Origin of the sequence: Paraburkholderia caledonica (genome assembly GCF_000383275.1) — a bacterium.
Classification (GTDB): domain Bacteria; phylum Pseudomonadota; class Gammaproteobacteria; order Burkholderiales; family Burkholderiaceae; genus Paraburkholderia; species Paraburkholderia caledonica.
The window spans coordinates 483365-504774 of sequence record NZ_KB911034.1 but is presented as its reverse complement, the minus strand read 5'-3'; the positions used below and the strand labels follow the sequence as shown (position 1 = coordinate 504774).

The 21410-nt window shown below is 62.9% G+C and carries 14 protein-coding genes; 5 read left to right on the top strand and 9 right to left on the bottom strand.

Annotated features, from left to right (window positions below; genetic code table 11):
* Positions 1-20: 20 nt before the first annotated feature.
* Positions 21-1163, bottom strand: coding sequence for a nitrogen regulation protein NR(II) (gene glnL, locus H281_RS0102310; protein ID WP_020065478.1), 1143 nt, complete (start codon positions 1161-1163; stop codon positions 21-23).
* Between the two features lie 143 nt (positions 1164-1306).
* The gene (gene glnA / locus H281_RS0102305) at positions 1307-2722 is read right to left on the bottom strand and encodes a type I glutamate--ammonia ligase (RefSeq protein WP_020065477.1); all 1416 of its coding nucleotides are present in this window, start codon (positions 2720-2722) and stop codon (positions 1307-1309) included.
* A 438-nt stretch (positions 2723-3160) separates the two neighbouring features.
* On the opposite strand from glnA, the gene H281_RS0102300 reads away from it, so the two are divergent.
* Complete coding sequence (locus H281_RS0102300) at positions 3161-3625, top strand: rhodanese-like domain-containing protein (RefSeq protein ID WP_020065476.1); 465 nt, start codon at positions 3161-3163, stop codon at positions 3623-3625.
* A 115-nt stretch (positions 3626-3740) separates the two neighbouring features.
* Here H281_RS0102300 and H281_RS0102295 read toward each other — a convergent pair whose 3' ends face one another.
* From H281_RS0102295 to H281_RS0102280, 4 genes are all read right to left on the bottom strand, one after another.
* On the bottom strand, positions 3741-4571 hold the full coding sequence (locus H281_RS0102295) for a competence/damage-inducible protein A (RefSeq protein ID WP_020065475.1): 831 nt from the start codon (positions 4569-4571) through the stop codon (positions 3741-3743).
* A 30-nt stretch (positions 4572-4601) separates the two neighbouring features.
* Positions 4602-5435 carry an EI24 domain-containing protein gene (locus H281_RS0102290; RefSeq protein ID WP_020065474.1) on the bottom strand — a complete coding sequence of 278 codons (834 nt, stop codon included), beginning with the start codon at positions 5433-5435 and terminating at the stop codon, positions 4602-4604.
* 149 nt (positions 5436-5584) lie between these two features.
* Complete coding sequence (locus tag H281_RS0102285) at positions 5585-6580, bottom strand: sterol desaturase family protein (protein ID WP_020065473.1); 996 nt, start codon at positions 6578-6580, stop codon at positions 5585-5587.
* Positions 6581-6643: 63 nt separating this feature from the next.
* Positions 6644-7663, bottom strand: coding sequence for a YVTN family beta-propeller repeat protein (locus H281_RS0102280; protein ID WP_020065472.1), 1020 nt, complete (start codon positions 7661-7663; stop codon positions 6644-6646).
* Positions 7664-8237: 574 nt separating this feature from the next.
* Here H281_RS0102280 and H281_RS0102275 point away from each other — a divergent pair.
* On the top strand, positions 8238-11108 hold the full coding sequence (locus H281_RS0102275; protein WP_020065471.1) for a YadA-like family protein: 2871 nt from the start codon (positions 8238-8240) through the stop codon (positions 11106-11108).
* A 269-nt stretch (positions 11109-11377) separates the two neighbouring features.
* On the opposite strand, the gene hrpA is transcribed toward H281_RS0102275, so the two are convergent.
* Positions 11378-15832 carry an ATP-dependent RNA helicase HrpA gene (gene hrpA / locus H281_RS0102270; protein WP_020065470.1) on the bottom strand — a complete coding sequence of 1485 codons (4455 nt, stop codon included), beginning with the start codon at positions 15830-15832 and terminating at the stop codon, positions 11378-11380.
* Between the two features lie 23 nt (positions 15833-15855).
* Between hrpA and argA the strand changes: the two genes are divergently transcribed.
* From argA to proP, 3 genes are all read left to right on the top strand, one after another.
* Positions 15856-17244, top strand: a complete 1389-nt coding sequence (gene argA / locus H281_RS0102265; protein ID WP_020065469.1) for an amino-acid N-acetyltransferase — start codon at positions 15856-15858, stop codon at positions 17242-17244.
* Positions 17245-17357: 113 nt separating this feature from the next.
* Positions 17358-17633 (top strand): oxidative damage protection protein, encoded by a 276-nt coding sequence (locus tag H281_RS0102260; RefSeq protein ID WP_027775455.1) that lies wholly within the window; start codon positions 17358-17360, stop codon positions 17631-17633.
* Positions 17634-18373: 740 nt separating this feature from the next.
* Positions 18374-19843, top strand: coding sequence for a glycine betaine/L-proline transporter ProP (gene proP / locus H281_RS0102255; RefSeq protein ID WP_020065467.1), 1470 nt, complete (start codon positions 18374-18376; stop codon positions 19841-19843).
* Positions 19844-20017: 174 nt separating this feature from the next.
* Here proP and H281_RS0102250 read toward each other — a convergent pair whose 3' ends face one another.
* A complete protein-coding gene (locus H281_RS0102250; RefSeq protein WP_020065466.1) occupies positions 20018-20506 on the bottom strand; it encodes a metallophosphoesterase family protein in 489 nt (162 codons plus the stop codon).
* Positions 20507-20603: 97 nt separating this feature from the next.
* Positions 20604-21410 carry a hypothetical protein gene (locus H281_RS0102245; RefSeq protein WP_020065465.1) on the bottom strand — a complete coding sequence of 269 codons (807 nt, stop codon included), beginning with the start codon at positions 21408-21410 and terminating at the stop codon, positions 20604-20606.

The window sequence follows — 21410 nt, the reverse complement described above, 5'->3', positions numbered from 1 at the left end:
TGCAGTGTGCAGATGCGGTGTTAGCAGTCGAGCGGCAGCAGAATCTGAAACTCGGTGTGGCCAGGCCGGCTTTCCACTTCGATCAAACCGTCGTGTTGTTGCACGAACGTCTGCGCGAGCGTCAGGCCGAGACCGCTGCCATCCTCGCGCCCCGATACGAGCGGATAGAAGATGCGGTCACGGATTTCCTCGGGAATGCCGGGGCCGTTGTCGATGATATGCAAGTCCAGTGCCAGCTTACATAAGCGTTTCGACACCGTAATCTTGCGTGCGATGCGCGTGCGCAATTCGATGCGCGCGTCGCCTTGCGAAATGCGTTCGCGCAAAGCTTCGGCCGCGTTACGCACGATGTTCAGCAGCGCCTGGATCAATTGCTCCTTGTCGCCGCGCAGGTCCGGCACGCTCACGTCGTAATCGCGCTCGATGGTGAGCCCGCGCGGAAACTCCGCGAGAATCACCTGACGCACGCGCTCGCACACTTCGTGAATATTCACGTCCCCGACGATATGCGGATGACGGTGCGGCTCGAGCAACCGGTCCACGAGCGTCTGCAAGCGGTCCGATTCCTTGATGATGACCTGCGTGTATTCGCGCAACTCGTCGCGTTGACGCTCGCCGAGTTCGAATTCGAGCAATTGCGCCGCGCCGCGAATGCCGCCGAGCGGATTCTTGATTTCGTGCGCGAGATTGCGGATCAGCTGTTTATTGACGGCCGTCAGGTCGTTGATGCGCTCCTCGCGGTCGGTGCGCAAATGCCGCTCGTTCTCGAACAGTTCGAGCAACACGTAGTCTTGCGCGCTTTCCAGGAAGCCGACGATCGCGTGCACATGCAGCGGCTCGTGACCGGGCCGCTCGAGCACAGCATCCAGATGCGTCGCGTGGAAACGGTTCGCGGCGATCGAGGTGATGGTCGCGACCAGCTCGTCCGCGTTCGAGAAAATGTCCGGCCACGCCATCTGCGTCAACTGCTTGCGCGAAAGCTCGAGCATCGACTCGGCCGACGGATTCGCAAACGCGACGCGCAGCGTGCGCTTCTCGAGTATCAGCACGACGGTGGGCAGTGCCTCGAAGCCCTGCAGCAAACCGGAAGCGACGAGTTGAGCGTCATCCGACAGCGTCTGCTCGTGCCCTTTGCGCGCCTTGATCAGATTTTTCAGAACCATCTTGCAGTCTGGCCGATAGGAGATGGTGGCAAATCACTGCGGCCGGTCCAACGAAAAAGGGACGGCGCCGCCGTCCCTTCGTGACCGATCGCGAGCGTCGGACAAAACGCTTCGCCGTTCGAAGGGCGAAGCGCCATTGCCGCTTACAGCGAGTAGTACATTTCGAACTCGATCGGGTGCACCGACTGACGATAACGTTGCAGCTCGTTCGTCTTCAGTTCGATGTACGCATCGAGCATCGAATCCGTGAACACGCCACCGCGCGTCAGGAATTCGCGGTCGCCGTCCAGCGCGTCCAGAGCCTGGTCGAGGCCGGCACACACGGTCGGGATCTTTGCATCCTCTTCCGGCGGCAGGTCGTACAGGTTCTTGTCGGCGGCTTCACCCGGATGAATCTTGTTCTGCACGCCGTCCAGACCCGCCATCATCAGCGCGGAGAAGCACAGGTACGGATTCGCCATCGGATCGGGGAAGCGCGTTTCGATACGGCGGCCCTTCGGGTTCGACACGTGCGGAATACGGATCGACGCCGAACGGTTGCGAGCCGAGTAAGCCAGCTTAACCGGTGCTTCGAAGTGCGGCACGAGACGCTTGTACGAGTTCGTCGACGGGTTCGTGATCGCGTTCAGCGCGCGAGCATGCTTGATGATGCCGCCGATGTAGAACAGCGCGAATTCCGACAGACCTGCGTAGCCGTTGCCTGCGAACAGGTTCTGGCCGTCCTTCCAGATCGATTGGTGAACGTGCATGCCCGAACCGTTATCGCCGACGATCGGCTTCGGCATGAACGTAGCCGTCTTGCCGTACGTGTGCGCGACGTTCTGGATGATGTACTTCATTTGCTGCAGCCAGTCGGCGCGTTGCACCAGCGTCGAGAACTTGGTGCCGATTTCATTCTGACCCTGGCCCGCGACTTCGTGGTGATGCACTTCGACCGGAATGCCGATCTGTTCGAGCAGCAGGCACATTTCCGAACGGATGTCCTGGAACGTGTCGACCGGAGCGACCGGGAAGTAGCCGCCCTTTGTGCCCGGACGGTGGCCGGTGTTGCCGCCTTCGAATTCCTTCGACGACGACCACGGTGCTTCTTCCGAGCCGATCTTGACGAAGCAGCCCGACTGATCCGTGTTCCACTGAACCGAGTCGAAGATGAAGAATTCCGGTTCCGGACCGAAGAAGGCCGTGTCGCCCAGGCCCGAGCTCTTCAGATAGGCTTCAGCGCGCTTGGCGAGCGAGCGCGGGTCGCGCTCGTAGCCCTTGCCGTCCGCCGGTTCGACGACGTCGCAGGTCAGCACGAGCGTGGACTCTTCGTAGAACGGGTCGATGAAGGCCGTGTTCGCGTCCGGGACCAGCAACATATCCGATGCTTCGATGCCCTTCCAACCGGCAATCGACGAACCGTCAAACGCATGGCCGCTTTCGAACTTGTCTTCATCGAATGCCGACACCGGCACCGAAACGTGTTGCTCTTTGCCGCGCGTGTCGGTGAAACGGAAGTCGACAAACTTGACGTCTTCGTCTTTGACGAGTTGAACGACGTCGGCCACGGATTTACTCATAACCTATCTCCTGATTAACGAATTCGGCGGATTTCAGCCGCCGCCCAATCTAGCTGACCCGTCCCGGCGCGTCCACCCCTCAATGATGAAGAGTAAAAGTCGAAATTAGCCGCGGCAGATCGATCGGGACGGTTAAAGCAGCAACTGTGCCATGTATGCGCCAACAAGGCGCGAACGCACGTGCTGCGCGCGTTTCCGGGGAATTCGCGCACCGCGTGACGTGCGCCCTCAAGTTCTTGTCTCAGCGTCAAGCACCGTATTGGGGCAATTTTCGTTGAGCGCTATCCGCGTCGTTTTATTTTGGTGCATTAGCAGAAATTTGCACCAAACATGGGCGGTTAAATCCGCCGGATGGCGTGGTGTTCGACGCAGCATCTGGACCCCGCGTCACGCCTGGAGGCCGCGATAGAATGGTCTTTTGGTCAAGGAGACTGACTCATGAGCACATTAGAACAGCTGTATTCACAGGCGGACAAACGCCGCACCGAAAACCAGTTGCCGTACGCTGGCGCGCTCTCGCCTGCCGAGGCGTTCGAACTGCTGCAGCTCGATCCGCGCACGCGTCTCGTGGATGTGCGCACGCGCGCGGAACTCGACTGGGTCGGCCGGCCGGTGATTGGCGACGGGCAGTATGCGCACGTCGAATGGACGCGCTATCCGGGGGCAGTGCCGAATCAGGAGTTCCTGCATCAGTTGAGCGACGTTGCGTCGCCGGATACGCCGGTGCTTTTTCTGTGCCGCAGCGCCGCGCGTTCGAAGCTCGCTGCCATCGCGGCCGCGCAAGCTGGCTTTACGAAGGCTTATGACCTGCTGGAAGGCTTCGAAGGCGACAAGGACGGCCAGGGGCACCGCAAGACCGTCTCGGGCTGGTGTTTTCGCGGGTTGCCGTGGATCGGCGCTTGAGAGGGATTGCGTGAGGGCGATTGCGTGAGGGCGATCACATAAGGGCGATTACGCACCGCCCAATGCGAATCCGCGCGGCAAGCGCGGTCGCAAATTCCACTAGCTCAGGCGAAGCTCAGGCGCGGGGCTTCGCCGCTGCCGCCTCGTGCTCGACGATGTCACCGCCCAGCAGGTGCACGCCTTCTCGCAGCTTCACGAACGCCGCCGCAACCGCCTCCGGCTCGCCCTTCACGCCCAGGTCGATGTGATGACGCGCATAAACACCCCCGCGCTCGGCGTCGCCGACACTCGGCAGACTGAACACGCGCACGCCAGGAAAATCGTGTTCGATTTTTTCCATTAGCGGCGTGACGCGCGACTCGGGTAGCTCGAACACCAGCAAGGACTTTTCCGCGTGCGGCATGGCGTGATGCAGATGCGCGTAGTGGGTGTCCAGCACCCATTCGATCATCGGCCAGGCCATGACTGGAAAGCCCGGCACGAAATAGTGCTCGCGGATCGAGAAGCCCGGAATCTTGTTGTAGCCGTTCGGAATAATCTCCGCGCCCTGCGGGTACGTGCCCATATTCAGACGATGCAGATTCTCGGGCGAATTCAGGTCCAGCGGCGTCGCTGCGGTGGCCGGATACATGTCGCGAATGCGCTCCTGAATCAGCTTCTGCGCTTGCGGATGCAATTCCAGCGGCACGCCGAGCGCAGCCGCCGCGCATTGACGCGTATGGTCGTCCGGTGTCGCGCCGATACCGCCCGTCGAAAACACGATATCGCCGGAGTCGAAAGTGCGCCGCAGCGTCGCGGTAATGCGTTGCGGGTCGTCGCCGATATATTCCGCCCAGCCGAGCGACAAGCCACGCGCGCCCAGCAGTTCGATGACTTTCGGCAAATGCTTGTCGACGCGCCTGCCCGACAGAATTTCATCGCCGATGATGATGACGCCAAATGCCATTGCCGCCTCTTTGGTTATGTCGTTTGTTGATCAATAAGGAACCGGCGCAGTCTGCCGCACGCCCCCTGCCTCGTCCGCGCGCATGCGTTGCAGTGCCCGCAAACAGTAGTAGCCGAACCACAGCGCCGAAAACACGAGGATGAATGCATAAATCCAGATGGTCACCGCGGTGATAACCGGAAATAGCACGATCAGCCACACCGACGATGCCCACAACAGCGTCGGCAACGAACCCAGCAAACCGCTCGCGACGCCGATCAACAGCAGCGGCAAGCGGAAACGCCGAACCAGCGCACGCCGTTCGTCGCGGGTCGCGTGCAGAGCGAGCGCGTCGTAGGTCATCACGCGATAGGTCAGCCAGCCCCACAGCAGCGGCGGAATCAACGCGAAAAACGGGGGCACCAGCCACAGCGGCAGCGTGACGATCAGCAGCACGAGACATACCAGCGTCGTCCACAGCGCCTGGCCGACGCTGCCGTACCACGTTCCGCCGCGACGCATTTCGAGGCCTGGGAACTGGCGAGTCGACAGGAAGCGGATCACGGCCGGCATCGACAGCGTGGCGATCAGCAGCAATACCGTGACGACGATCAGCGGGATCGTCATGGCAATCACGAGGAACGGCGCGATGGCCGCGTGCAGTCCGGAAAAGCCAAGCGAGTCGAACAGATGGTAGAGCGTGACGGTGAACGACCAGCTTTCGAGCCAGCCGCGCGTCGCGCCGATCAGCGTCTGCCACGAGAACCACAGGATCACGCCCCACCCGACTGTTGCCGCGAGGAACGGCAGGAAGGTCAGCCAGAGCATGCGCGGGTGGAGCGCGCTTGCGAGCGCGCGCCCGAACGAGCGCAACAGATCATTCATGCGAGCCAGTGCCGGTGAATGCAACGATGAAATGGAGGAAGCGGCGCGCCGTCACAGAATGCGGACCTTGAGCGCGAACGTGGACAGCATAAACCACGTGACGCGCCGCCGGGGAAACCGGCGGCGGGCGGAGAAACGAACCGTCAGGCTCAGACTGCGGTCGCACCGCCCTGATTGCGCCGCCGTGCCGACAGACGCCGGCCGATGCGCGCGAAGGCGAGCCAGTGCTGCGCCCAGAAACCTTCGCCGTAGACGCGGCCCTGAAGCTGGTCGCTGATACCGGTCGGCTCCATCTCGCGGCTCCACGACACGCTCCGGAACAGCATGTCCCACCACGGGAACAGCACGCCGAAATTGCAGCCGTATTTAAGACCTTCGTGACCGTAGCCAATAGCATGATGGCGCCGATGGAACGTCGGGCTGACCAGCAGACGCTCTCCGAGCCAGCCGAAGTACAGGCGAATGTTGGCGTGCTGGACGCTTTGCGCGAGATTCGTGATGGCCACGAGCACGACGAATTGCGACGGCGGCACGCCGATCACGAGCGCGATCACTGCGAAGAACGACGCCTGCAGCAGGTCGTCGAGCAGATGATTGCGGTCGTCGGCCCACAGCGACATTTGCTGCTGGCTGTGATGCACCGCATGCAACTCCCACCAGACGCCGACGCGGTGCTGCCAGCGGTGATACCAGTAACCCGCGAAATCGAGCACCAGAAGGTACATGACAAAAGTGACGAGCGGCTGCGTAGTCACGCCGGGCCACAGATTGTCGAACTCGATATTCGAGATGTCATGCAGACGCAACCACGCCTGCACATGGTCGAAAAACGGCTGCAGCGCAAAAAAGAAGAACAGGTTGAGAATGCCCAGCTTGGCGATCCACGTGTAGATCACGTCGACGCGCACCGCTTTGCGGTTCTCCCACTGCTCGACCGGACGCAGCGCTTCCAGCGGCCGCAAGATCGCGTACATGGCCAGCACTTCGAGGACGCCCACGATCACCCAGTAAAGGCTGTCGTACGTGTCCTCGTCGTAGTCCATCAGATTGAAGTGGAACAGCAGCGGCTGCACCACGTCGACATACAGCAACGTCTGCAACGCGGAGACGAAGCTGTCGAGGGAAGACGAAATCAGATGGAACATGGCGCTGGTCGGGTTACTTCGATCGTTGCGGCTCGCTGAAAAGCGGCTTGGATAGCAGCATTATCACGCGCCATTCGGCGCCGTGACCGGCGCACGATTAAAGAAATAGATGCCATGCGGCGAACGGCCCACCGCAATGGTCTGAATCAGCTTGCGCGTGTTCAGGTCGATGACGCCGACGTGCTTCGCGAAGCGGAACGTTACCCACAGATACCGTTTGTCGGCGGAAAGTTCCATGTCGTCCGGACCCGGCAGCAAACCGGTGATGTCGCCGACATTGGTAAGCGAATCTTCGTCGATAATGCTGATCGTGCTTGCCACCCGGTTGGACACCGCGACGTGCTTGCCGTCGGCGAGCGAGCGGAAGTTGTGCGCGCCGTTGCCCGTGTGAATGGTCTTCACGATCTTCTGCGTATGCCAGTCGACGACGGCCACGTAGTCGGCGCCGGTCATGCCGACGAGCAGATACTTTTCCCCCGGCGTCATCCAGAGCCCTGCGGGGACCTTGCCGACCTTCATTTTCCACTTGACGGTTTGCGTAGCCAGGTCGATCGCGGCGAGTTCGCCGGAGACCTGCAGGGTGACAAACACCGTTTTGCTGTCGTTCGTGAACGCCATGTGGCTCGGCATGACCGCGAGCGGCAGACGCGACGCGAGCGTCATCTGGTTCTTCTGGCCGTCGTAGTGATAGATATCGAGGCGGTCGAGGCGCAGACCGGTTGTAACCAGCCACTTGCGATCAGGCGAAAAGCCGATCTGGTACGGGTCTTCTATGTTTTCGACCCAGCGCTGCACCTGGCCCGACTTGGGGTCGACGAACATCAGGTTGTTCGACACCGAGTTCGCCACGATCAGCGACGAGTTGTCCGGCGTCGCCATCAGGTGATGCGGTTCCTTGCCGGTCGGTACAGTGCCGACTACCTGGCGAGTCGTCTCGTCGATAAGGCTCAGCGTGGCTTCGGCGGAATTCAGCACGATCACGTTGTTGGCATGGGCCGCCGGAGAAAAAACGCCTGCGGCGGCTACGAGAGCCATGCCCGCGGCGAACGTGGCTGTCACGCCAGAAAGAAAAAATTTACGCATGAAAACTCACTTCGGAGAACGACCGTCATTGTAGAACGTTTGCCCGGGCCTGCGGTTGACGCAGATCGGGGTGTCGCTCACGGAAAATGAGGGGCCGGATGGGACGCTTGCTGAGCGTTTGAATCTGCTTCCGGATGCAGCGGTGCGAGAAACGTCAGTCTCATTTGGGCGCGGACGAGATAAGACAATCTCCGCTCAGCATTATTAAAACTCGGAATAATCACGACTACTCTCTATTCCGCCTCACTTTACAACCAAATTAATCGATCGATTTAAGAGCGCTGAATTTGTTTCGCATATTTTCGGATTTCGCTTATTTCCGCCGTTCGCAGCGCGCTCCGACAATCTCGCGTGCTCATCGTCCAACCCTCAATCCCGTGGACGTTTCGAGTGTGACGCAGATAATCCGGGCGTGGGCAACCACACGAAAGCAACAGCCAGATAATTGGCAGCAAGCAGGCTCGCGTTAATAGCCGATATTTTCCGCACGCAACCTGATTAATGGGCGATGACGCCCTCTCCGATTATTTCGTCCACTCCGGCCACGACACAACTGCGCGGAGTTTAAAGACAAGTGAATAAAATCCATCAATCAATCTGGTGCGAAGCGACGGCAACCTGGGTAGCGACGCCCGAAACGTCAACGGCGAAGACCAAGCGCGGCTCTACGCGCACGAAGCTTGTCGTACTGGCGGTTGTCGCGGCGGCTGCGGCATTGGGCGGGGCGAATGCAATGGCGGCAGGCGTCAATTCCACGGCCGCGGGGCCTTTCGCAGTCGCCGCCGGAGATAACTCCGTGGCGCTCGGACTGAACGCGACGGCATCGGGTACGAGTTCCATTGCGGAAGGTGCGGGCGCCGCCGCGGCGGCAGACAACTCGATCGCAGTGGGCTCAGGGGCAACAGCCTCCGGGTTAAATTCGATCGCACAAGGTGCGGGTTCCAGTGCTTCAGCCGACGGTTCGACAGCGTTGGGCATGAGTGCGCGTGCAGAGGGTTTCCGGTCGATTGCAGCAGGAACTGGCGCCGTGGCGTCGGGCGCCGATTCAGTCGCAACAGGGACCGCAGCCGTTGCCACTGGTGATCACGCGGTTGCCACGGGAGTGCTGGCAAGTGCAAACGGCATCGACTCGATCGCGGCCGGGTCAGGAGCGCTCGCAGACAAGGATGGCAGCGCCGCCTTAGGCAGTGGCGCAGCCGCAACCGGAACGCAGTCGACCGCCCTTGGCTACGGCGCGAAGTCCAGCGCGATTCGCAGTGTCGCACTCGGCTATGCGGCCACGGCGTCGGGCAATAACGCGTTTGCCGGTGGACCCTCGGCTACTGCCTCAGGCGAGAACTCCACGGCGCTCGGCTACGCGGCCCTGGTTACAGGCTTGAACTCGGTCGCCATTGGTTACGGTGCCGCAGCCTCCACTGACAACAGCGTGGCGCTCGGCGCTCAATCCGCAACGGGCGCGGACCTCAGCAAACCCGCGTATGTACCCGCTGGCGCCGATCCCACGACCGTTGCGGCTACGGTCGCAAAAGGCGAAGTATCGATCGGCTCTCAAGACAACGAGCGCCGCCTGACGCATGTCGCGGCTGGAGCGGACGCAACCGACGCTGTCAACGTCAGTCAGTTGCAAGCCGCTACCGCAAGCGCGTCGCGTTACTTCAAGGCAAACGGCAACGGCCTGAACGACGGCACGGACGACGCATCGGCGACCGGGGCCAATGCGGTCGCCATCGGCAGTTCGGCACTTGCCGCAGGCGATGCAAGCTTGGCCGTCGGCACGAGTTCGCAGGCACAGGGCGGCTACAGTACCGCCGTTGGGGGTTTTGCTAATGCGTCAGGCGACGGTTCGACTGCGCTCGGCTATGAGGCAAGCGCTGTCGCGGCTAATTCGGTTGCGCTCGGGTATCAGGCTAGCGCTGTCGCGGCCAACTCGGTCGCCTTGGGCTATCAGGCAAGCGCTGTCGCCGCCAACTCCGTCGCGCTCGGTCAAGGTTCCATCGCCGATCGCGCAGGAACGGTCTCGGTCGGCTCGGCCGGCAGCGAACGCCAGATCACCAACGTCGCTGCCGGCACCCAGGCAACCGACGCCGTCAACCTGAGCCAGTTACAAACGGTCAGTGCGAACGCGGCGCGCTACTTCAAGGCAAACGGCCTGAATGACGGCACCGACGACGCATCGGCGACCGGGGCCAATGCGGTCGCCATCGGCAGCTCGGCGCTTGCTGCCGGCGATGCGAGCTTGGCCGCCGGCACCAGTTCTCAGGCGCAGGGTGGCTACAGCACCGCCGTTGGAGGCTTTGCTAGTGCGTCAGGCGACGGCTCGACTGCCCTCGGTTATCAGGCAGGCGCGGCGGGGCTCAACTCCCTTGCCGTCGGCTATCAGGCAAGCGCGGCGGCTTCCAACTCCGTCGCGCTCGGCTATCAGGCAAGCGCCGTCGCCGCGAACTCCGTTGCGCTCGGTCAAGGTTCCATCGCTGATCGCACAGGAACGGTCTCGGTCGGCTCGGCCGGTAACCAGCGGCAGGTCACGAACGTCGCAGCCGGCACAGCCGATACCGACGCCGTCAACGTCGCACAGTTGAAAGCTGTCAGTGACCAGGGCGCCGCTAACGCCGCGAAGCTCGACGGTGCGGTGATGTACGACCAGGACGCCAATGGCAACGTCGACAAAAACAGCGTCACGCTGGGTGGCAATGCCGCTAGCGGCGGCACCACGATCCATAACGTCGCGGCAGGCGTCGACGCTTCCGATGCCGTCAACGTCGGTCAACTGAACGCTGCGATCACCGGCGCCGTCAACAACGCCGTGGTCAACGCAGCGAATCCGTTCTTCAGCGGCGAAGGTAGTCGCGACACCGAAGGTGCCGTGTCGTCGGGCGTGCACTCGGTCGCGGGCGGCGCGAACGCGCAGGCCACCGGCGTGAACGCCACCGCAATCGGCGCGAATTCCATCGCAGGCGGCAACAACGCGACTGCGCTCGGCTCGGCTGCCACTGCTAGCGGCACAAATTCCGTCGCCTTGGGCCAAGGCTCGGTCGCGGATCGCGCGAATACGGTGTCCGTCGGCGCCGCAGGTCAGGAGCGCCAGATCGCCAATGTCGCAGCCGGCGTGCAAGGCACGGACGCAGTCAACGTCAATCAGTTGCAGCAGAGCGCGAGCGGCGCGGTCGGCGAGGCGCGCAACTACACCGACGACCAGATCCGCTCAGCTCGACGCGACTCGTACGGCGGCACCGCATCCGCTCTAGCCATGGTCGGTCTGCCGCAAGCTGTGCTGCCCGGTCACGGCATGGTCGCGATGGCCGGCGGCACCTATGGCGGCCAGTCAGCGCTTGCCATCGGCGTGTCGCAGTTGTCGGAGACGGGCAAGTGGGTCTACAAGCTGCAAGGCAGCACGGACTCGCGCGGCCAGATCGGCGCATCGATCGGCGCGGGTATGCACTGGTAAGCGAGTGTTGCCGGACTGGGGCGCTGGCGTCCAGTCCGGCAGCGCGCCGTGCGTCGCGGCGCTAAAAATATGGAGTCAGCCGGGTCGGCGCAGGTCCGGCGCCGGATTGCGCCTGTTCGCGCGTGACACCCGTCCTCCCATAAGGAACGAGTGTCACGCGCCTCTTTTGTTCAGCGCGGTTGAAGGCGAGGAAAGCGCAGGAAGCGCTCGGCATGCGCAGCGGCCCCCAAACGCCCGAGCCACCGCCAAGCACTACGCCCCCCCACGACTCACCGCTGCATCGAATCCCACACCTTGTAAAGCCGCTTGACCGACACAGGCATCGGCGTGCGCAACTCCTGGGCGAACAGCGAAACGCGCAGCTCTTCGAGCAGCCAGCGGAACTCGGACAGACGTGCATCGGGCACGCCGCCGCGCTGCGCGACCGCTCGCTGATAGTTCTGCAGCAGTGGCTGGAATTCCGCGAACTGCCGTGCGTCGCGCGCGGGATCAGCCTTCAATTTGTCGATCCGCAACGCGATACCCTTCAGATAACGCGGAAAATGCGTGAGCTGCGAGTACGGGGTGTCCACCACGAATCGCTTGCCGATCAAAGCGTCGAGCTGATTCTGCATGTCCGCGTGCGCAGCGGTGAACGACTTGGCCTGCACCAGCTTCTTCAGTACCGACGCATATTCGCCGAGAATCTGTCCAACCAGTCGCGCAATTTCCTGCGCCAGCAACGTCAGCCGGCTACGTCCTTCATCGCGGCGCGTGTGGAAACTGACATCGTCGTCGGGCAGCGGGTCCTGCAGGCAGGCGCGATCGAGCGCGGTGTCGATCAGTTGATCGCGCAACTCCTCCTGTGTACCGCGCGTCATGAACTGCATCGCCATTTCGCGCAAGCCCGGCAGATTTTTCTCCAGATACTTGATCGGCTCCTTCAACTGCAAAGCGAATAGCCGACGCAGGCCCGCCCGATGAATACGCGCGGCCTCATCCGGCGAATCGAACACCTCGACGTCGCAATGCGTGCCGCGATCCACGAGAGCCGGGTAGCCGAATAATGTCTGCCCGCCGCGACGGATTTCGAGCAACTCCGGCAGCTTTCCGAAATTCCACGTGGTGAGGTTTTCGTACAACGCCGTGCCGCCCGCACTACCCGCACTACCTGCGCTACCCGCGCCACCCTGCGACGGCGTCTGCGGCGCCGGCGCAGCCGCGCCCTTCCCTCGCTGTGCCTGACCGCTCGATGCAGGCGCCGTCCGCGGCGCTCCACCAACTCCTGCTCCGTCCGTCCGCGAACCGGCCGCGTCCGCCAACGCCGCGCCTGCCGCGCTCGATGCGATCTTCTGGAAGTGCTGCTGGGCCTGGCCGCCCAGTTCCGCCCGTAGCTGCGACAGGTTGCGCCCCATCGCGAGCTGCCGCCCGTGTTCGTCCACGACCTTGAAGTTCATGAACAGATGCGGCGGCAACGTCTCAAGCTTGAAGTCGGACTGTTTCAGCATGAGCTGCTTCTGCTCGCGAATATCGGCGATCAGCGCTTCGAGCAAACCGCCGGCACCAAAACGCGGCGGCCCATGCCGGTCGACGAAACCGGCCGCATATTCCGGCAGCGGCACGCAGTGACGCCGGAGCTTCTGCGGCAGCGACTTGAGCAGCAGTTGCGTCTTCTCCTTCAGCATGCCGGGCACGAGCCATTCGCAGCGCCGCGCGTCGACCTGGTTGAGCGCATACAGCGGCACGGCGAGCGTGACGCCGTCGCGCGGAGAACCCGGCTCGAAGTGATAGGTGAGCGCCATTTCGACGCCCGCCATCGTCATCCGTTTCGGGAACAGATCGGTCGTCACGCCGGCAGCTTCGTGCCGCATCAGATCGTCGCGCGACAGATACAGCAGGCGCAACTTGTCCTCGGGCTGACCGCTTTTCTTCAGTTCATCGCGATACCAGCGCTCGAACGACGCGCCGGTGTAAATGCCCTTGGGCAGCGCCTGGTCGTAGAACGCGAAAATCAGTTCGTCGTCGACGAGCACATCCTGACGGCGCGACTTGTGTTCCAGTTGCTCGATGTCGGCAAGCAGCTTGCGGTTGTGCGCGAAAAATCCGAGCTTGGTGTCGAACTCACCTTCGACGAGCGCGCCGCGAATGAACAGTTCGCGCGCTCGCGCAGGGTCCTGTTTGCCGAAGCTCACGCGCCGCCGGTGATAGATCGGCAGCCCGTACAAAACCGCCCGTTCAAAGGCCGACACCTGTGCCGCGCGCTTCTCCCAATGCGGTTCTGACAGCGACTTCTTCAGCAAATGCGAGCCGATTTTTTCGATCCATTCAGGCTCGATCTTCGCAATGCAGCGGGCGTACAAACGGCTCGTCTCGACGAGTTCCGCGGCCATGACCCACTTGCCCGCTTTCTTGACGAGCGCGGAGCCCGGCCACAGATAGAACTTGATGCCGCGTGCGCCGAGGTAGTACGGCTCGTCGTCGGCTTTCAGTCCGATGTTGCCCAGGAGACCGGTCAGCAGCGCGAGGTGAATCTGCTCGAAAGTCGCTTCAGCTTCGTTCAGACGCCAGCCGTGTTCGCGCACCACCGTCAGCAGTTGCGAATGCACGTCGCGCCATTCGCGCAGACGCAATTGCGACAGAAAATTCTTCCGGCATTCCTCGTGCAACTGCTTGTTCGATTTCTTGTGCGCGATCGCTTCTTCGAACCAGTTCCAGATTTTGAGCCACTGCAGAAATTCCGAGCGTTCGTCGGCAAACCGGCGATGCGCCTGGTCGGCCTGTTCCTGCGCTTCGATCGGCCGGTCGCGCGGATCTTGCACCGACAACGCGCTCGCGATGATCAACACTTCCTTCAGCGATTGCTGATCGCGCGCGGCGAGAATCATCCGGCCGACGCGCGGATCGAGCGGCAAACGCGCGAGTTCGCGGCCGAGCGGCGTCAACTGATTGTCGTCGTCGACGGCGCCGAGTTCGTTCAGCAGCTGATAGCCGTCGGCGATCGCACGGCCCGGCGGCGGTTCGATGAACGGGAACGTCTCGATCGCCGTCAGATGCAGCGACTTCATCCGCAGAATTACCGACGCGAGCGACGACCGCAGAATCTCCGGATCGGTGAAGCGCACGCGGCTCTGGTAATCGCTCTCGTCATACAGGCGAATGCAGATGCCGTCGGCCACCCGCCCGCAGCGCCCTGCCCGCTGATTCGCGGCGGCCTGCGAAATCGGCTCGACCTGCAACTGCTCGACCTTGTTGCGATACGAATAGCGCTTCACGCGCGCGAGTCCCGTATCGACCACGTAGCGAATGCCCGGCACCGTGAGCGACGTCTCCGCCACGTTCGTCGCGAGGACGATGCGCCGTGCGTTGGAGGTGCGGAACACGCGTTCCTGATCGGCGGCGGAGAGGCGCGCGAACAGCGGCAGGATTTCCGTGTGCGGCGGATGATGCTTGCGCAGCGCCTCGGCGGCGTCGCGGATTTCACGCTCGCCAGGCAAAAACACCAGCACGTCGCCGGGGCCTTCGCGGCACAGTTCGTCGACGGCGTCGACGATCGCTTCCATCAGATCGCGGTCGCGCTCCTTGCCCGTCTCTCGCGGAGTCTTTGCACGTTCACGCGACGCCGGACCGCCCGATGTGCCTGACGTGCCCTGCGCCGCTTTCACGGCGGGGCTGTCCTCTTCGATCGGACGGTAGCGCACCTCGACCGGGTAAAGCCGCCCGCTCACTTCGATTACTGGCGCGGGCTTTTCCTCGCTGCCGAAGTGGCGCGCGAACCGGTCGGCGTCGATCGTCGCCGACGTCACGATCAGCTTCAGATCGGGGCGCCTGGCGAGAATTTCCTTCAGGTAGCCGAGCAGAAAGTCGATGTTCAGACTGCGCTCGTGCGCCTCGTCGATGATCAGCGTGTCATACGCTTTGAGCAGCGGATCAGTCTGTGTTTCGGCGAGGAGAATACCGTCCGTCATCAGCTTGACGGATGCACCCGGCGACAGATTGTCGGTGAAGCGCACCTTGTAGCCGACCACTTCGCCGAACGGCGTGCCAAGCTCCTCGGCGATGCGCCGGCCCGTCGCCGAAGCGGCAATGCGGCGCGGCTGTGTGTGGCCGATCAAGCCCGAGCCGCCCGCGCCGAGGCCGCGCCCTAACGCGAGGCAGATTTTCGGCAACTGCGTGGTCTTGCCCGAGCCGGTTTCGCCCGACACGATCACTACCTGGTTTTCCGCGATCGCCTTGGCGATTTCGTCGCGGCGGCCCGAGACCGGCAGCGCTTCGGGGAAGGTGATCGGCGGAACCGGATTCGGCTGCACCACGCGCGCCTCACGTGGGGCGCGCGGCTCACGGAGCGGTTGCTGGCGCGATGGCTTTCCAGCCTCCGGCTGCCCGCGCTGGTCGCGCTGGCCACTCTGAGCGCTCTGCCCGCGTTGTTCGCCGCGTTGTTCGCCGCGTTGTTCGCCGCGTTGTTTGCGTTGTTCGCCCCGTTCACGCGATTCAGGTGCGCTACGCGTCTCGCCAGGCGGCTCAGCGCGCTCGACATCCTTCGCTGTGCGTGACGGATTCTTGTGGTTGGAAGACGCCTGCGCGCGTTCGCCGGCACGATGCGGCTCGCGCGCCTTGCGAGGCGCGTCCGGGTTGCTTCGGTTCGCGTCCTTTTCGGGGCGGCGCTGCGCGTCGCCGGAGTTCGCCTGATCGGCGGCCGGCGCCGCATTCTCGTTCGCCGCGGCGGGACTTTTGGGTACATTCGACATGGGGGCGCATTATAATCCCCGGCATGAATTCCCAAACCGACCTCGTCCCCGCGCCCGCGAGCGTTCCGGCCCCCGCCGGAGCAACGGAAAACCTCGCACAGCACGCGCAATTCGTCGACTGGATGCGCTCAGTCGCCCCTTATATCCACGCGTTCCGGAATAAGACGTTTGTTGTCGGTTTCGGCGGCGAAGTGGTGCATCAGGGGCTCCTGAATGCGCTCGTGTCCGACATCGCGCTGCTGCAGGCCATGGGCATCCAGATCGTTCTCGTGCACGGCTCCCGGCCGCAGGTCGAAGAACAGATGAGTCTGCACGGCGTCGAGTCGGAGTTTTCGCACGGCATGCGCATTACCGACGCCCGCGCGCTCGAGTCCGCGAAAGAAGCCGCGGGCGAAGTGCGTCTGGATATCGAGGCCGCCATCAGCCAGGGCTTGCCGAACACGCCCATGGCGCACGCGCACATCAGCGTCGTTTCCGGCAACTTCGTGACGGCGCGCCCAGTCGGCATTCTGGACGGCGTCGACTTCGCGCACACAGGCGTGGTGCGCAAGATCGACGCGGATTCGATCCGCCATTCGCTCGCAAGCCGCAAGCTGGTGCTGTTGTCGCCGCTCGGCTTTTCGCCCACCGGCGAGGCGTTCAACCTCGCAATGGAAGACGTCGCCTCGGCTGCCGCCATAGCCTTGCGCGCCGACAAGATCGTGTTCCTGACCGAAACGCCCGGCCTCATGCAGGCCGGCGAAGACGGCACCGAACTGATCCGCGAACTGTCGCTCGACGACGCGTACAAGCTGCACGAAAGCGGCGAAGTCACCGGCGACGCGGGCTTCTATCTGAAGCATTCGATCCGCGCATGCCGCGGCGGCGTTGCGCGGGCGCACATCATCCCTTACGCGCTCGACGGCAGTCTGCTGCTCGAACTGTTCCTGCACGACGGCGTGGGCACGATGATCTCGTACGAGAATCTGGAAAGTCTGCGCGAAGCCACGCCGGACGACGTCGGCGGCATTCTCGCGCTGATCGAGCCGCTCGAATCGGACGGCACACTGGTGCGGCGCGGCCGCCATCAGATCGAGCGCGACATCGACCATTTCTCGGTGATCGAGCACGATGGTGTGCTGTTCGGCTGCGCGGCGTTGTATCCGTACACGCAGGAGCGCATCGGCGAAATGGCTTGCCTGACAGTCGCGCCCGAAGCGCAGGGTACCGGCGACGGCGAGCGCCTGCTCAAACGCATCGAGCAACGCGCGCGGGCCCGCGGGCTCACGCGCATTTTCGTGCTCACCACGCGCACCGAGCACTGGTTCCTCAAGCGCGGCTTCGTCAAGGTCACAGTCGACGACCTGCCCGAAGACCGCCGCCGACTGTACAACTGGCAGCGCAAATCGCTCGTGCTGATGAAACAGCTCTGAGCGGCCCCATATAAAGCGACCGCCCGTCCTCGTATCGATTACGGTAATTATTTTTTATGGGACTGGAGTGAGTGCCGAAGCATTCACTCCGGTCGACACAGGAGAAGCACAGCATGACTCGTATGGTTCAATGCGCGAAGCTCGGCAAGGAAGCCGAAGGCCTCGATTTCCCGCCGCTGCCGGGCGAACTCGGCAAGCGGATCTACGAAAGCATTTCCAAGGAAGCGTGGCAAGCCTGGTTGAAGCAGCAAACCATGCTGATCAACGAAAACCGTCTGAACATGGCCGACCCGCGCGCGCGACAGTATCTGATGAAGCAGACCGAAAAGTTTTTCTTCGGCGAAGGCGCAGATACGGCGCAAGGTTACGTGCCGCCGCCGGCTGAGTGAGCGCGAATCGAGTGCTCCACACTCGCAGCAGTAGCGACGAAATCCGCGCCAGGTGCGCGGATTTTTTTCGTCCCTCGCCTGCCGCGCAAACTCTCCAAACGGTACATTTCGTGCTCTTCCAGACGTCTTTTCGAGACCGTCTCGATCGCCGGAATCTCCCGCCCCGCAAGGGATCGAGCGCCTTCGCCAGACCGCGGGTCCAAAACCGGGTTTGCACGATCCTCTGTCATCGTGCTAACATGTGCGTCGTTCCAACAGCAATTCACCTACATTCGCGTTCTCTGACCTTGCGACCCGCCATGTGCCTGCACTGCGTGAGTCCATCGCGATGGAACAGTTTTTATACAAGAAGGCTTGTCGGTCGTATCGCGGTTTGAAGTCGCCCTTCGGTCATCCAAGGGTCATTCAGGCGGCGAATAAAGCACCGGCCTTTTTCGTTTCAAGCCTTCCAGTGGCGTAGGTCCGGCCTCCAGCCGTCTGCGTCCTCATGCATCTGCCCCCCTCCACGGCCACGCAGGTGCAACAGTCAACACAATTTAATCGAGTGTTTTTTCGCGACCTGGCTCGCGAGGCACGGGCGTTTGCTGCTATTGCCGCGCTTTCGCGTTTCTTTTCCGACGCGCGCCCACTCTTCCGCCTTCGCGGCGCAAGAACGCCATCGCCCCGTTTGCGAAACTGCACTTCCCAGCAACCGTGGCGGAACGCATCATGAGTTTCGTCGCAGTCATCGGAGTTTTACCTTGACCGCTTCCAGCAACGGCTTCTGGCGACATCACAAACAAGAACAGCGCCTTTCTCTCGACGACATCACCGTCGTCGACAACTCGCTCCTCAAACGTGCCGTCGGCGCCATGGCGCTCGGCAACGCAATGGAATGGTTCGATTTCGGCGTGTACAGCTACATTGCTGTCACGCTCGGCAAAGTGTTCTTCCCGTCGTCGAGCCCTTCCGCGCAGTTGATCGCCACGTTCGGCACGTTTGCCGCCGCATTTCTCGTGCGCCCGGTCGGCGGCATGGTGTTCGGGCCGCTCGGCGACCGCATCGGCCGTCAGCGCGTACTCGCAATGACCATGATCATGATGGCGATCGGCACGTTCGCGATCGGGCTGATCCCGAGCTATGGCTCGATCGGCATCCTCGCGCCGGCGCTGCTGCTCGTAGCGCGTCTGGTGCAAGGCTTTTCGACCGGCGGCGAATACGGCGGAGCAGCCACCTTCATCGCCGAATTTTCGACCGACAAGCGGCGCGGCTTCATGGGCAGCTTCCTTGAGTTCGGTACGCTGATCGGCTACGTGCTCGGCGCAGGCACGGTTGCGGTGCTGACCGCGACGCTGTCGAACGACGCGCTGCTGTCGTGGGGATGGCGTGTGCCGTTCCTGATCGCCGGTCCGCTGGGCCTGGTCGGTCTTTATATCCGGATGAAGCTCGAAGAAACGCCCGCGTTCAAGAAGCAGGCCGAACAACGCGAAGCCGAAGACAAGGCGGTGCCGAAGCAGTCGCTGCGCAATCTGCTCATGCAGCAATGGAAGCCGTTGCTGCTGTGCGTCGGCCTCGTGCTGATCTTCAACGTGACCGACTACATGGCGCTCTCGTACCTGCCGAGCTACCTGTCGGCCACCCTGCACTTCAACGAATCGCACGGTCTTTTCATCGTGCTGCTCGTGATGGTACTGATGATGCCGATGACGCTCGCAGCCGGCCGTCTGTCCGACACGATCGGCCGTAAGCCGGTGATGCTGTTCGGCTGCGTGGGTCTGTTCGCGCTGTCGATCCCTGCCCTGCTGCTGATCCGCATGGGCACGCTGGTGCCCGTGTTCGGCGGCCTGATGATTCTCGGCGTGCTGCTGTCGTGCTTCACGGGCGTGATGCCGTCGGCACTGCCGGCGCTGTTCCCGACCAAGATCCGCTACGGCGCGCTGGCCATCGGCTTCAATATCTCGGTGTCGCTGTTCGGCGGTACGACGCCGTTGGTGACCGCATGGCTCGTCGACCGCACCGGCAATCTGATGATGCCTGCGTACTACCTGATGGGCGCGTCGCTGATCGGTATCGTCTCCGTGATGGCGCTTCGCGAAACCGCCCGCAAGCCGCTGCTCGGCTCGGGCCCTTGCGTGGCGACGCGCGCCGAAGCGCACGCAGTGCTGCGCGGCGAACGTGAAGCCGAAGAGATGGACGAACGCTACGCAGCCACTGCTACGGCGCGTGCGTGATTGACTGCGGCGCGGTAGCCGCGGTGACGCGACACGATTCCTTCGGGAGTCGCCGCTAACCGCGGTATCAGGCTTGATTGCGGTAATCGCGCTAGCGAAGGCGACTCACCGCGCGGCATTCCAGTTACATCGAAAGTAGACGTACGACGGGCCGGCAGATTTGCCGGCCCGTTTTCATTTCAGCAGCAGATCGAATCTCGCCTGCGCGCGCGATCCTTCGACCGTCAGGATGCCCGCCGACACCGGCAGCTTGAAGCGCCGCGGCCCCGCACTGCCGGGGTTGATGAACAGCACGCCGTCGCGCTCGGTGATCGACGGCTTATGCGAATGGCCGGTCACCACCACGCCGATACCGTCGTTGCGCGGATCGGCCGGCACGTCGGCGATGTCATGCACGACAAGAATCGCGACCTGCTGGACGTTGAGCGTCGCATGCGTAGGCAACGACGCGGCCCACTCGCCGGTGTCGTTATTGCCACGCACGACGGTGAGCGGCGCGATCTGACGGAGCACCTCGAGCACAGCCTCGTTACAGATGTCGCCCGCGTGAATGATGGCGTCGCAGCCCGCGAGGTATTCGAGCGCTTCGGGGCGCACGAGGTTGTGCGTGTCGGAGATGAGACCGATGCGGCTCGACGGCGCGCGGCGAGTAGATGAAGTCATGACGACAGTATCCGTGAAGCTCGGGTCTGGTCGCAATCAGGCTCGTTGCACGCAGACTAGCTGCGCAAGGGCGATCGCCCGCAAGCACCGGCAAAAATCAATCCACCGTCTGCTGCAACGATGTCTCGCTTGACACCACTTGCAGCGGCCGCCTCGAATCCAGCATGCGCCGCGTCGCGCCCTGCACGACGACGGAAATCGCCGACGCACACGCAAAGCTCAGCCACACGCCATAGCGCGGCAACATCGCTGCTGTGACCGCGAAGAACGCCGCAAACGAGCCGCGCCCGATCACCATGCCGCGCATCAGCAACGCAACGAAGCCGGGGCCGTGTTCACGTTGCGCCGACACGGCGAGCACAATGCCGAGCAACGGAAACACCGATAGCAGGCCGCTCCACGTCGCGCCCATCGACGCGGACAGGCTCGTAACAGCGAGCGTCAGCAGCGCACCGGCAAGCATGCGCACGGCAAGGTCGGCCGCGCCCAGGCGTCCCGCCGGCACGTGCGCTGACACGCGCGGCAAAGCGCTCTGCGAAACCGCGACCGCCACGCAAGCCGCGCCCACCGCCCAGGCGAGCGAGTGGCGCAGATGAACGAGCAACACCGCCGCTGTCAGCCACCCGCTCATGCCCGCAGCCAACGCGAGCGGCCAGGGCCACCGGCGGCAACTCCACGCATATGTGAAATTGAATGCTTCCGACGCGGCAATCGCCGCAATCGAGGCGACCGACGCCTGCGCTGCGAACGACGGTCCGCGCTCCAGCGCGAGCAGCAGCACGATCGGTCCCGCGACGACCGGCAGGCCCGCGAGCCATCCCGCGACCGACGGTCCCCACAAGCGTCCCGCGATCGTCAGCGCGGCGAGAAACGCCGGCACGAGCGCGAGCTTCAGCGCCAGCAC

What these genes read in the sequence shown, in the direction of transcription:
- H281_RS0102250 (WP_020065466.1), bottom strand. Translation starts at nt 20,506, where the DNA reads ATGACTTCATCTACTCGCCGCGCGCCGTCGAGCCGCATCGGTCTCATC.
- argA (WP_020065469.1), top strand. Translation starts at nt 15,856, where the DNA reads ATGAATTCCCAAACCGACCTCGTCCCCGCGCCCGCGAGCGTTCCGGCC.
- hrpA (WP_020065470.1), bottom strand. Translation starts at nt 15,832, where the DNA reads ATGTCGAATGTACCCAAAAGTCCCGCCGCGGCGAACGAGAATGCGGCG.
- H281_RS0102260 (WP_027775455.1), top strand. Translation starts at nt 17,358, where the DNA reads ATGACTCGTATGGTTCAATGCGCGAAGCTCGGCAAGGAAGCCGAAGGC.
- H281_RS0102300 (WP_020065476.1), top strand. Translation starts at nt 3,161, where the DNA reads ATGAGCACATTAGAACAGCTGTATTCACAGGCGGACAAACGCCGCACC.
- glnA (WP_020065477.1), bottom strand. Translation starts at nt 2,722, where the DNA reads ATGAGTAAATCCGTGGCCGACGTCGTTCAACTCGTCAAAGACGAAGAC.
- H281_RS0102290 (WP_020065474.1), bottom strand. Translation starts at nt 5,435, where the DNA reads ATGAATGATCTGTTGCGCTCGTTCGGGCGCGCGCTCGCAAGCGCGCTC.
- H281_RS0102285 (WP_020065473.1), bottom strand. Translation starts at nt 6,580, where the DNA reads ATGTTCCATCTGATTTCGTCTTCCCTCGACAGCTTCGTCTCCGCGTTG.
- H281_RS0102295 (WP_020065475.1), bottom strand. Translation starts at nt 4,571, where the DNA reads ATGGCATTTGGCGTCATCATCATCGGCGATGAAATTCTGTCGGGCAGG.
- H281_RS0102280 (WP_020065472.1), bottom strand. Translation starts at nt 7,663, where the DNA reads ATGCGTAAATTTTTTCTTTCTGGCGTGACAGCCACGTTCGCCGCGGGC.
- glnL (WP_020065478.1), bottom strand. Translation starts at nt 1,163, where the DNA reads ATGGTTCTGAAAAATCTGATCAAGGCGCGCAAAGGGCACGAGCAGACG.